This is a genomic window from Luteibacter sp. 9135 (genome assembly GCF_000745005.1).
Taxonomy (GTDB): domain Bacteria; phylum Pseudomonadota; class Gammaproteobacteria; order Xanthomonadales; family Rhodanobacteraceae; genus Luteibacter.
In genome coordinates this window covers 3146533-3160601 of the sequence record NZ_JQNB01000001.1, presented here as the reverse complement: position 1 = coordinate 3160601, position 14069 = coordinate 3146533, and the positions used below count along the sequence as shown (strand labels likewise).

General features: G+C 69.4%; 1 protein-coding gene (running past one end of the window). It reads right to left on the bottom strand.

What is annotated here, in order from left to right:
• Window positions 1-14069, bottom strand: the beginning of a protein-coding gene (locus FA89_RS20250) for a non-ribosomal peptide synthetase (RefSeq protein ID WP_185754356.1). It extends 18742 nt beyond the left edge of the window; only the first 14069 of its 32811 coding nucleotides appear in the window; it begins with the start codon at window positions 14067-14069; the stop codon falls past the left edge of the window.

Genomic DNA, 14069 nt, shown 5'->3' with positions numbered 1-14069 from the left:
CGCGCGAACGGATAGGTCGGCAGTCCGATGCGGTGCGGCCGCGGTGAGCCCGCCGGATACAGAGGCATCCAATCCACATCCAGGCCGCGCGCCCATAGCCCGACCAGCTTGCCGTACTTGCCCTTGTCGAGCCACGCCCGCACGGTGGCGGCCATGTCGTCATCGTCGTCCAGCTCGGCCAGCGCCTCCTGGTGGCGCCGGGCCTGGCCGCCGTGGAGATCGTCGATGCCGGTCTCGCCGGCCAGCCAGGCGGACAACTTCGCGCGCAGCGCGTCCACCGTGGAAACGATCAGGCCAAGTCGCTCGTCCATCGCCTCACGGCCCACCTGCAAGGTATAGGCGAGGTCGGCCAGGGACACCTCGTTGACGTCGAGGTGGTCGAGCAACGCCTGCACGCGTTCGCGCAGGCGATCCTCGTCTCGTGCGGACAGCAGGACGATGGCTGGCGATGCGTTCGCGGCCACCGTATCCGGGCGCTCGGGCGCGATGTATTCCTCGATCAGCACGTGGGCGTTCGCGCCACCTGCCCCGAACGAGGAGACACCTGCCACACGTGCGGCTTCGCGGCCGTCGAGGGTCGGCGCGTGCCAGGGGGCGAGTTCCTGCTGCACCACGAAGGGCGTGCGCGCGAAATCGATATCGGGATTGAGCGTGGACGAGTGCAGGCTCGGCGCCAGCTGTCGATGCTTCAGTTGCAACAGCACCTTGGTGACGCCGGCGATACCCGCGGCGCTTTCGCAGTGGCCGATATTGGATTTGGCCGAGCCGATCGCGCAGAAACCGGTGTCGGGCGTCCACTCGCGAAACGCCCTGGACAAGCCGGCGATCTCGATGGGATCGCCCAGGCTGGTGCCCGTGCCGTGCGCCTCGATGTAACTGATCGCACGGGCATCCACGCCGCCGGCGCGCAGGGCGTGCTCGATCACCTGGGCCTGCGCGTTGGGATTGGGCACCGTGTAGCCATGCGTCCTGCCGCCATGGTTGACCGCGGTGGCGCGGATCACGCCGTGGATGTGGTCGCCGTCGGCGATGGCACGGGACAGCGGCTTCAGCAGCACCGCACCCACGCCCTCACCCGGCACGTAGCCTTCGCCACCCTCGCCGAAGCTCTCGCAACGGCCCTTGCCCGAGATGAACCGGCCCTGGGCCAGGGTCAGGTACTTGTTCGGATGCACCGAGACATTGACGCCGCCAGCGATGGCCACCGCGCAATCGCCGCGCTGGATCGCCTGGCAGGCCAGGTGGATGGCCGTCAGCGACGACGAGCACATGGTGTCCAAAGCCATGCTGGGACCGTGGAAATCGCAGAAATACGAAACGCGGTTGGCGATGGACGCGGGGTGGCCCGCCACGGCGAGCGGCCGGCCACTCGCCTGTTCCTGCGCGCCGTAGAGCTGGTACTCCTCATACATCACACCGGCGAAGACACCGACACGGCCTTCTTCCGCCACGTTGTGACGTGTATAGCCGGCATCTTCCAGCGTGGCGTGCACGCACTCGAGGAACAGGCGCTCCTGCGGGTCCATCAGGATCGCTTCGCGCGGGGAGATGTTGAAGAACAGCGGATCGAAACGGTCCACGCCGTCGATGAAGCCGCCCCACTTGCCGTAGGTCTTCCCGGCCTTGCCGCGCGTCTCGTCGAAATACAAGCGGTGGTCCCAGCGGTCGGCCGGAATCTCGGTGATGCTGTCCCGGCCCTGGCTGAGGTTGGCCCAGAACGCGTCGAGCGTATCGGCCCCGGGGTAGCGGCCGGCCACGCCCACGATGGCGATGTCGCCGACCGTGGGCGCGTTGGTGGTTGGCGGGGTCTTCGCGGCGAACGGCAGGGACGCGAGGGTCCGGATGGCACGCGGCACGGCCACGGCCGCATGTGCCACGTGCGCCACGTGCGCCTCACCGATCAGACCGGCCATGGCGACCGGATGCTGCCGCACGAAATAGTCGCTCAGGGCGGCCAGCGTCTGGTACTCGAAGAACAGGGTTTTCGGCAGCGGCCCGAAGGTGGTTTCCAGGACACGCGTCAGTTCCAGCACCAGCAACGAATCGATCCCGTAGGTCTCCATCCGTGCCCGGCGATCGATCCGGTGCAGCGGCAGCTTGAGTGCCTTCGACAGGAAACGCTCGAAATAGCGCAAGGCGCGCTCCGTCGTGTCGTCTCTGGCAAGCATCGACACCTCTGAGCCCGTCGTGTGGACGCCCGCTTCGATAGCGGCACCCATGGCGACACCGATCTCGGCACCGAGGGCGACAGCAGCGACGACGTCGCCCTCTGCGTCTGCGGCCGCGCCACCCACGTACGCATGCCCGCGCTTCGATTTCGGCACGACCACGCGGAACACCAGTCCGCGCAGGCGCAGGCACACCAGGCCCTGTGCATCGCACACGTCGATGTCCGCGACGATCGAGGCCTCGTCACTGACGATGCCGTCCGCCGGTCGCACGATCGCCCACAGGCGATCCGGGCACGGACCGAGCACATCCAGCGAGGCCAGCGCTACGGGCAGCATCGCCGGCGGCGTGCCGTCGGCATCGATCACCAGCCCGATCGATGCCTGCAACACGCCGTCGAGCAGGCTGGGATGCAGGCCGTACGCCGCCTGCGAACCCTGCACCGACGACGGCAGGTCGATCCGCGCCAGCGCCATGCGCTCGCCGAGCCGGAGTTCCGTCAGGCCGCGGAAGCCGGCACCGTAATCGAGGCCCATCGCCGCGAACATGGCATAGCAGCGCGCGGCGTCCATCGGCTCGCGGTCGCACTGCGCCCGAAGCGCGTCCAGCGAAAGCATGACCGTCGGCGCGGGGCCAGGGACACGGGATACCACGCCATGGCCATAGACGATGCCGTCATCGGCCAGCGACGAGCGGATCGCGTAGCCGATATCGTCACCGCGACCGGCCTGCAACGCGATATGCAGGTCCACACCTTCGTCGTTCACGCCGATCGGGCGCGTCCAGGCGATGTCGTGCAGGCGCAGCCATCCGGCCGCCGCATCGGCGCGACTCGCGACCGTAGCCGCGAAGCGGCCCATCTCCAGGTGCGCCACGCCGGGCAGCACGCGCCGACCGCGTACCCGATGGTCGTCGAGGAAGAATTCGTGGCCGTCGAAATGGCTGCCGAAGGACACGCCATCCAGGGTGGACACGTTGCGCTGGACCAGCGGATGCAGGGATTTCCCCTCGGATCCGTTCGAACCGGTAGCAGGCACCCAGTAGCGCTCCCGCGCGAACGCGTAGGTGGGGAGGTGCACGCGATCAGGCCTGTCTTCGCCATACAGGGCCGGCCATTCGACGGCATATCCCTTGACCCATAGGGCGAGAAGCCGGTCCAGGCCGGCCCGGTCGATGGCGGGCCGCATGAGCCCACGCAGCGCCAGATCGGGCACGAAGGCATCCATCGCCTCGCGATGTTCGCCGACGTCCGCGCGATGCATGCCGCCGGCGCCGTCGTCGAGGTAACGCGTCAGCCGGTCGCGCACCTCGGCGACCGAGCCGGCCACGAAGCCGAGCCGGTGCACCATGGCCTCACGCCCCACCTGCAACGTATACGCCAGGTCCGCCAGGACGATGTCGCCCGACAGGCGGGTATCGTCGAGAAACGCATGCAGCGCCTGCACCTGCTCGCGCAGGCGCTCGTCGCTGCGCGCGGAAAGCACGATGGCCACCGGCGCGTCGACGACGGGTCGCCGGGCGGGCGCAACGTATTCTTCGAGCACCACATGGGCATTGACGCCGCCGAAGCCGAACGAGCTGACACCCGCGCGGCGCGGCAGCGGACGACCGTCCTCGCCACGCAGGGCGATCCACTCGCGCGCATCGCGCAGCAGGTAGAACGGCGTGCCGGACAGATCGATGTACGGATTGAGGGTGTCGCCGTGCAGGCTCTTCACCAGCGTGCGGTGCTTCATCTGCAACAGCACCTTGATGACGCCCGCCACGCCGGCCGCCAGTTCCAGGTGACCGATGTTGGTCTTCACCGAACCCAGCCCGCAATGCGCCGAGGCCACCGTGCCGTCGCCGTTGTCCGCGTAGAGGTCCGCGAAAGCGGCCTTGAGACCGCGGATTTCCACGGGATCGCCCAGGGGCGTGCCCGTGCCGTGTGCCTCGATATAGCTGACGCTACGCGGATCGACCCCCGCCTGACGCCAGGCGTCGCGGATCACTGCGGCCTGTGCCGTGGGGTTCGGCGCGGTCAGCGAACTGGCGCGGCCACCGTGGTTCTCGGCCGTGCCACGCACCAACCCATGGATGGCATCGCCGTCGCGCTCGGCGGCCGAGAGCGATTTCAGCACCAGCATGCCGACGCCCTCGCCACGCACGTAACCGTTCGCTTCGGCCGAGAACGTCTTGCAGCGGGCGTCCACGCTGAGCATGCCGGCCTTGTCGAAACTGACGTGCAACGCGGGATCAACCAGGGTGTTCACCCCACCGGCGATCGCGACCGTGCACTCGCCGCGCTCGATCGCCAGCACCGCGCGGCGCAACGCGACCAGCGAGCTGGAACAGGCGGTTTCCACCGGCTCGCTCGCCCCGTGGAAATCCAGGAAGTAGCTCATGCGATTGGGGCCGACCGAGGCGACCGCGCCGGTGGACGAATAGCCTTCCACCGCCATGCCGGCCCGACCGGCCAGCGCGGCGTATCCGCTGGGCATCGTGCCGACGTAGATCGCCGTATCGCTGCCGGACAAGGCGCCACCGGCATAGCCGGCGTCTTCCAGCGCCTTCCAGATGTGGATCATCATCAGCCGCTGCTGCGGGTCCATCAGCTCGGCCTCGCGCGGCGAGATACCGAAGAACATCGGATCGAACGCGTCGACCCCGTCGATGAAACCACCCTGCGCACATGGGCCGCCCGGCCAGTCACGCCCCGCCGGTATCGCGTCGATGCAATCCTTACCGTCGCGCAGGTTGCGCCAGAAGCTGTCCAGGTCGGGCGCGTGCGGGAACTGCCCACTCATGCCGATGATCGCCACCGGCTCGCGGGTGCGTTCCGGCGCGGACGCCGGGGCGGCCATCATCGCCGCGAAGCCGCGGCGCGCCGGGATCGGCGTGCGCATCGCGTCCGCCGAAAGCGACGGCAAACGCGACGGCCGCGGCGCGGATGCGGATGCGGTTGCGATCCCAGTGCCGGCCGCCGCCGTCGTGACCATGGCGGCCATGCCGGGAGTGGTGGGCGACGATGCAGGCCTGGGCGCGAAGACCGGCGCAAGCAACGCCGCATGCTCGCGAGCCAGATAACCGGCCAGGCCATCCAGCGTGGGAAACTCGAAGAAGATCGTCGGCGTGAGGTCCAGCCCGTAGCGCTGGTTCAGCACGTTGCCGAACTCGGTCAGCGAGATCGAATCGAAGCCGTATTCGCTCAGCGCGGTGTCGCCGTCCAGGTCGCCCGGCCTCACCTTGATGAGCGCCGACACCACCTCCATCAGCGCCCGCTTCACGTCGCGGCGCAGATCGGGCACAGGACGGCCGGACGCTTCGCCGGATACGACAGCGGAGGCAACGGGCGCCACGTCCATCAGCACGCCGCGCATGCGGCCCAGGTCGCCCTCGATCGCCAGCACCTGGCCCAGCCCGCTCGCCAGCGCCTGGCGCAAGGCCTGCACGCCGGTAGCGCTGGCCATCGGCTGCATGCCCCACTGGCGGGCCAGCATCGCGCGGGTGGCCGCGTCCGCCTGCATGCCGCCCTCGTCCCATAGCGGCCAGTCGATCGACACGGTGTGTCCCCGGCGCTCGCCCCTGGCGACGCGACGGTTGCGCTCGTGGGCGAAGGCGTCCATGAAGGCGTTCGCACAGGCGTAGTCGGCCTGCCCCACATTGCCGAGCACACCGGCGATGGACGCGAAGCAGATGAAGCAGTCCAGGTCCATGTCGCGGCTGGCATGGTCGAGGTTCAACGTGCCGTGCAGTTTCGCGGCAAGCACCTCGCGCAGTTGCGCCGGTGTCTTCCTGGCCAGGAAGGCGTCACGCACCACGCCGGCGCTGTGGATGATGCCGTCCAGGCGCTCGAACTCCTCGGGGATGCTGGCCACCAGGTGCGACACCGCCGCCGCGTCACCGACATCCACCGCGTGGTAGCGGACCACCGCGCCGAGGGTTTCCAGTTCGCGCACGCATGCGTGGATGCGCTCGTCCGGCGCCGAGCGACCGGTCAGCACCAGCACCGGATTGCGCGCGTGGCTGGCGATCTCGCGCGCCACGATCAGGCCCAGGCCACCGGCGCCGCCGGTGATGAGGTAAGCGCCGCGATCCCGCCACGGCACCGCGGCCTCCACCACGGGCGTGTACTCCTGCCAGCCCAGCGTTTCACGCACGCCGCCGACGTAACGCACGTGCGTCGCGGTGTCGCCGAGGTTCTCCCCGAGCGCCCCGACCACGTCCTGCCCGGCCGTTATCTCGATCACCTGGCCCTGCACACGCGGGTTTTCCCGCTGCGCCGTACGCACCATGCCGGCCAATCCCGCCAGGGTCCGGCCTTCGCCGTCGCCCGGCACCACCAATTGCAGCCGCTGCATGCCGCCGCGGCCGTTCAACGCCTGCAACTGGTCCAGCAGCAGCGTCGCCGCGGCTTCGTAGCGTTCCGCCAGGTTGCCGGTGTTTTCCAATACCACCAGCGTCGCGTCGGGCCACGCCTGCCGCACGCCATGCGCGTCCACACCGCAAAGCATGACGAGATGACCGTCGAACGCGCGGTTGCCCGCGGTCGCGGCAGCCGCCGTCCACGACGGCTGCAAGAGGAGAAGGCCGGCCTCAGTAGCTTCCGAGGCGTCAGATGCCGTAGCGACCATAGTGGCTGGATGGGCCCGATGGGCCGCGTGGGCTGTGGCCGCCGCATCCGCCGCAGCCGGGGCGGACATCGCCCGCAGGCCGAGGCCGGTCAGTCGCACGCAGACCGCGCCCTCCGTGTCGCAGAGGTCGATGTCCAGCCGCGGCACGGCATCACCCGGCGCACTGCCTTCGCTGTACCGCACCAGCGCCCACATATCCGGCTTGCACGCACGCAGGAACCGCAGGCCGCCCAGGGCGAACGGAATCATCGGCGTCGTGGCGTCGCCGGCCGACGTGGACGGCAGCGCCAGGGTTGCCTGCAGCGCCGCGTCGAGCAGGCTCGGCGGCAGGCCGTAGCCGTCCATTGTCGCCGACGGCGGCAAGGCCACCCGCGCAAGGACACGTCCCTCGCCGACGAACCACTCGCGCACGCCCTGGAACGCCGGCCCGTAATGCAGGCCCATCCGCTCCAGCCGCGCATAGCAGGCCGCCGCGTCGCTGTGGCCGAGCGTGCATGTCGCGCGCCAGGCGGAAAGATCGTGCGAAACACCCGGATCTGTATCGTCGTGATCGGCGACCAGCGTGCCCTGGCTATGCACCAGGGCATCACCGTTGTCACCGTCCGCGTAGATGGTGAAGCCGATCGCGGCGTCCGTCTGCGGATGCAGGGCGACGTGCAGCGACACGCCGGCGCCATCGTCGACGACCGGGCGCAGCCACGCCATGTTGTGCACGGCCCAGGTGCGACCGTCGTCGACCGCCTCGTGGAGCGCGGCACGTACCATTTCCAAGTGCGCCACGCCGGGGAGCATGCGTGCGCCGCGGATCACGTGATCGGTAAAGAAGGATTCGGCACCGGTGAAGCGTGCGCTGAAGCGCAGTCCGCCGATGTCGGAGGTGTTCCGGTGCACCAGCGGATGCAGCACCGGCGCTTCCACGGCAGCAGCGGCGGGCGCGGCGGTATCGACCGGAATCCAGTAGCGTTCGCCGGCGAAGGGATAGGTCGGCAGGCTGATGCGTCGCGGCGTCCGCTCCGCATACAGGCGTCGCCAGTCGAACGACACGCCCTTGACCCACAGGTCCAGCAGCTTGCCGAACTTGCCGCGCGCCATCCACGCGTCGGCCAGCGTGGCCATGTCGTCGTCGCCGGCCAGTGGGGCCAGCGCGTCCCTGTTCGGCTTGACCTGGCCGCGATACACATCCTCCACCGCCATGTCGCCGGCGACGCAGGCCGCCAGCTTCGCACGCAGGTCCGCCAGCGAGGTCGCCACGATACCCAGGCGCTCGTCCATGGCCTCGCGGCCTGCCTGCAGCGTGTAGGCCAGCTCGTGCAGGCGCATGTCCGGCTGGTCGTCGATGGCCGCCAGCAGGCGCCGCACCTGGTCGGCCAGCCGGTCTTCCTGCCGCGCAGACAGCAGCACCAGCGCCGGGCCGGTCGGTTCCGCAGGCACCGGTGACGGTGATGCCACGTATTCCTCGATCACCACGTGCGCGTTGGCGCCGCCGGCACCGAACGACGAGACGCCGGCCAGCCGCGGACGCTCGTGCCCGTCCAGCACGGGACGCGACCAGTCGGCGAGTTCCTGCTGCACGACGAAGGGCGTGCGCGCGAAGTCGATGTTCGGATTCAGCACGGCCGAATGCAGGCTCGGCGCCAGCTGCCGGTGCTTCAACTGCAGCAGTACCTTGGTGACGCCGGCGATACCCGCGGCGCTTTCGCAATGGCCGATGTTGGATTTGGCCGAACCGATCGCACAGAAGCCGGTATCCGGCGTCCACTCGCGGAACGCCCTGGACAGGCCGGCGATCTCGATGGGATCGCCCAGGCTGGTGCCCGTGCCGTGCGCCTCGATGTAGCTGATCGCGCGGGCATCGACGCCGCCGGCACGCAACGCACGCTCGATCACCTTCGCCTGGGCGTTGGGATTGGGCACGGTGTAGCCGTTGTTCTTGCCGCCGTGGTTGACCGCGGTGGCGCGGATCACGCCGTGGATATGGTCGCCATCGGCGATGGCGCGATCCAGGGGCTTCAGCAGCACCGCACCGACGCCCTCGCCCGGCACGTAGCCTTCGCCGCCCTCGCCGAAGCTCTCGCAGCGGCCCTTGCCCGAGATGAAGCGGCCCTGGGCCAGCATGAGGTACTTGTTGGGATGCACGGAGACGTTGACGCCGCCGGCGATCGCCACCGCGCAATCGCCGCGCTGGATCGCCTGGCAGGCCAGATGGATGGCCGTCAGCGACGACGAGCACATGGTGTCCAGCGCCATGCTGGGACCGTGGAAATCGCAGAAATAGGAGATCCGGTTGGCGATCGACGCCGGGCTGTTGAACACGGCGAGGTTGTGGCCGCGCGCCTGCGCCTGCGCACCGTAGAGCTGGTATTCCTCGTACATCACACCGGCGAAGACGCCGACGTTGCCGTCACTGGACACGCTCTCGCGCGTATAGCCGGCGTCTTCCAGCGTGGCATGCACGCATTCCAGGAACAGCCGTTCCTGAGGGTCCATCATCTCCGCCTCGCGCGGGGCGATGTTGAAGAACAGCGGGTCGAAACGGTCGATGCCGTCGATGAAGCCGCCCCACTTGCCGTAGGTCTTGCCGACCGCGTTGCGGTCCGGGTCGTAGTAGAGGCGATAGTCCCAACGCTCGGCCGGAATCTCGGTGATGCTGTCCCGGCCCTGGCTGAGGTTGGCCCAGAAAGCGGCCAGGTCCGCCGCCTGCGGATAGCGCCCGGCGACGCCGACGATGGCGATCTCCGTCGCGGCCTGGGCGTCCACCGCGGGCAGCGTGCGCGGCGGCTCGCTGCCGAAGCGGGGCCGGCGGGGCATCGGCGGCGCGAACGACTCGTCGTGCGCCGCGCTCTGCGCCGGACCGTTCGGCGCCCCCGACGTCGGCTCTGCAACCGAGGTCCTCGTTACGGCTGGGGCTGACGCCGAAGCAGCAACAGTGGCAGCGGCCGTCACGTTACCCGACGCACCCAGCGCCTCGACCAGCGCGGCGCGGTGCTCGCCCAGGAAATAGCCGGCCAGCTCGGCCAGGGTCTGGTACTCGAACAACAGCGTCTTCGACAACGGCCCGAACACCGGCTCCAACGCGCGGGTCAGTTCCATCACGAGGATGGAATCGATGCCGTACGCCTCCATGCGCACCCGTGGATCGATGCTCTGGGCGGGACGCTTCAGCGTGCTCGACAGCAGGCGGACCAGGTAACGCTCGGCCTTGTCGCGCAGGGCGTCCGTGGCCTCACCGGTATCGGCGACCGCGCTGCCGGCAGGCGACGACGACGTGACCGGCGACGACATTGATGCGACCGCCGGTGCCGGCGCGCCCGACCAGCTCGCCACGAAGCGATCGATCGCGCCTTCGGCCACCACCACCTGCGGCAGCGCCGTCGCCATCGCCTGCCGGAGCGCGGCGAGGCCGCTGGCGGTGACCAACGGCACCAGTCCCGTCTGCGCGGTCATCGCCTCGCGCGTGGCGTCATCCACGCGCATGCCACCTTCCTCCCACAGCGGCCAGTCCACCGACAGCGTGCGACCGTAGCGATGTCCCTCCACCACCTGCGTGGCGCGCTGGATCGCGAAGGCGTCCATGAAGGCGTTCGCGGCGGCGTAATCGGCCTGGCCCACGTTGCCGAAGGCACCCGAGGTGGAGGCGAAGCAGATGAAGCAGTCCAGCGGAAGGTCGCGGCTGGCCTCGTCCAGGTGCAGCGTGCCGGCCACCTTCGCCCTCAGCACGTCGTGCAGGTCGTCGCGCGTCTTGCGCGGCAGCAGGCCGTCGCGCAAGACCCCGGCGGCGTGCACGATGCCGTGCAGGCCATGCGTCGCAGCCACCTCGCGCACGAGGTGCGACACGGCGTCCGCATCGGCCACATCGAGCGGGCGGTACAGGGGCTTCGCGCCCAGCGACTCGAGTTCCGCGAGCAACGCCTGCACCGTCGCGCCGACAGGCGAGCGTCCGGTAAGTACCAGCGTGGCTCCGCTGGCGTCACGGGCGATATCACGCGCCAGAATCGCGCCCAGGCCGCCGGCGCCACCGGTGATGAGATATACGCCACCCGCCTTCCACGGCGAGGCGACGTCAGGCTGCGTCGCCACCTCGGACCACCCGGCCACCTGCCGGATGCCACCGCGGTAGCGACTGTCACCGGCCGGCGCGTCGCGATGTTCGACGATCGCCTGGACGATGTCCGCCGCCGAGCCGAGCCGGATTACCTGGCCGACGATCCGCGGGTTTTCCCGCATCGCCGTGCGCAGCATGCCGCCCAGGCCGGCCATGAGCTGCCCGGCGCCGTGGTCGGCGACGACCAGCTGGACCAGGTGCCGTCCCGGCCGCGCGGCGGCGCCCTGGAGCTGTTCCAGCAACGACACCGCCGCGCTTTCGTAGCGTGACGCGAGCGCCGCGTCGTCGTCGATCGCAACGATCCGCGCCTCGGGCAGGCGTGCCTGCAGGTCGGTCGAAACCTGTTCCGGCAACGCCACATCCGCGCACACCAGGACGGTGTGATGTGCGTAGGTGGCCGGCTCGGTGGACACCGAGGACGGCTCCGTCCAGGTCGGCATGAACAGTGCCGTGCGCGTCGAAGCGGGCGCAATCGCCACCGGGACAGTACGCGTGGAGAAGCCATCCAGCCGTGCCAGCACCGTGCCTTGCGCATCGCACAGGTCCACGTCGAACGCCTGCACCGCGGAGGCAGCCGAACCACGACCGGCGCGGTGGCGAATCACAGCCCAGCCGTCGCCGTTGCACGTGCCGCGCACGTCGAGCGAGGCCAGCGCGAACGGCAGCGACAGCGCCCCGCCGTCCCATGTGCCCGCGTCATTCGCCTGCACCGCGATGACGGCCTGCAACGCCGCGTCGAGCACGGCGGGATGCACGACATAGGCCTCGCGTCCCGACGTCACCGTCGCCGGCAGGACGATCCGTGCCAGTGCCACGCCATCGCCGATGAGCAGTTCCTCCAGGCTGCGGTGGGCCGGCCCGTAGTGCAATCCCACCCGGTCGAACAGCGCGTGGCACGCCGCGGCAGATCGCTGCGAGCGCGTGCACGCCTGGCGAATCGCTTCGATGTCGTGGCTAACGCTGCCGTCCGCAGCGTCGGGTACGGCGACGGCGAGCAGGCCCTGCGTGTAGACGGTGCCGTCGCCGGTGGCGCCGTCGTCGTAGATCTCGAAGCTGAAACCACCGCGGGCTTCGGGAAACAGCGCGACATGCAGCTCCTTCGGCGCATCGCCGACGGTGAAGGGGCGAAGCCACACCACGTCCTCGATGCGATACCGGATGGATGACGCACTGGCGAGGTCGGCGGCGCAGCGCAGCATCTCCAGCTGGGCCGCCGCGGGCAGGGTCCGCTCGCCGCGCACACGGTGATCGTCGAGGAAGAATTCCCGTCCGGTGAACTGGCTGGTGTATCGCAAGCCCGCTGCGTTGGAGGTGTTGCGCTGGACCAGTGGATGGATCGCCGCCTGCATCGAGTGCGTGGCGGTGGGCTTCGCATCCACCCAATGCCGCTCCCGGGCAAAGGGATACGTGGGCAAGGCCAGGCGGCGTCGCGGACCCGAAGCGTACAACGGCATCCAGTCGACCGTGGCGCCGTGCACCCAGGCTGACGCCACCGCAGCCAGGTCACCCCCGGCGAGGTGCCCGGCCAGGGTTTCGCTGCCGGACGTTTCGTCGCCCGTGGTGGCGACATCCACCGGCACCTCGCCCGTGAGCACATCGTCGCGTTCCGCGGACGAAGCCAGCCATGCTTCCAGTCGCGAGGTCAGCGTCGCCACCGAATCGACCACCGTCGCCAGACGCATCGCCATGGCGTGCCGGCCGAGTTGCAGCGTGTAGGCCAGGTCATGCAGGTCGGCGTCGCGCGATTCGTGCGCGGTCAGCGCATCGACCAGTTGCCGGACGCGCTTGCGCAGCGCGGGTGCCGTGCGTGCCGACAGCACGATCAGTGCCGGACGGGTGTCGGTCACCGGCGCGGGTGCCGTGTCCACATGTTCCTCGACGACGACGTGCGCGTTGACGCCGCCGAAACCGAACGAACTGATGCCGGCGCGACGTGGTATCGCCTGTCCGTCGGCATCGGTCGGCACCGGCCATGGCCGCGCCTGGTCGACGATGAAGAACGGACTGCCGGACAGGTCGATGCGCGGGTTGAGCCGCTGGTAATGGACCAGCGGCGGGAACGCCTGGTGCTTCATGCACAGCAGGGTCTTGATGAGCCCCGCCAGTCCCGCCACCGATTCCAGGTGGCCGATGTTGGTCTTGACGCTGCCGATCCCGCAGGTGCCCTCGCCCGGCGCTTCACCGCGATCCGCGGCCACGCGCGAGAAGGCCAGCTTCAGCCCCTCGATCTCGATCGGATCGCCCTTGGGCGTGCCGGTGCCGTGGGCCTCGACATAGCCGATGCTGGCCACGTCGATATCCGCCTCACGCAGGGCGTCGCCGATCACGTGCGACTGGGCCAGCGAGCCGGGATAGGTCACGGTGCGGGCGTGGCCGCCGTGGTTCATCGCCGTGCCGCGCAGCACGCCTACGATGCGATCGTTGTCGCGCAGGGCACGGTCCAGCGGCTTGAGCAGCACCATGGCCGCGCCCTCGCCACGCACGTAGCCGTTGGCCCGCTCGTCGAAACTCTTGCAGCTTCCGTCCGGCGAGAGCATGCCCGTCTTGGAGAACGAGATGAAATGCGTGGGGCTGCACAGCACGCTGACGCCGCCGACCAGCGCCTGCTCGCACTCGCCCCGGCGGATCGCGTGCGCGGCCTTGTGCAGGGCCACCAGGGAACTGGAACAGGCCGTGTCGATGGGCAGGCTGGGGCCATGCAGGTTGAGGAAATACGAGATGCGGTTGGGGATCAGCGCGGTGTGCGTCCCCGTGGCGAGATGGCCCTCGATCGTCTCCAGCGCGCGGCTCAGGTGATCGCGGTAGTCGAAGGTGAAGACGCCGACGTAGACGCCGGTACGCGTGCCACTGAACACGGCGGGATCGTAGCCAGCGTCTTCCAGGCAGTTCCACGCTTGCTCCAGCATCACGCGCTGCTGGGGGTCCATGACCGCCGCCTCGCGCGCGGAGATGCCGAAGAAATCGGCATCGAAATACTCAACGCCGTCGATGAAACCGCCCCACTTGCTGACCGAGCGGTTCGGCTCGCGCCCGTCGGCGGCGTAGAAGGCCTCGCGATCCCAGCGTACCGCGGGCACCTCGCCGACGCTGGACACGCCCTGGCGCAGGTTGTCCCAGAAAGCGGCGTAATCGGCGGCGCCCGGAAAGCGGCAGGCCATGCCGATGATGGCGATATCCACGTTCAT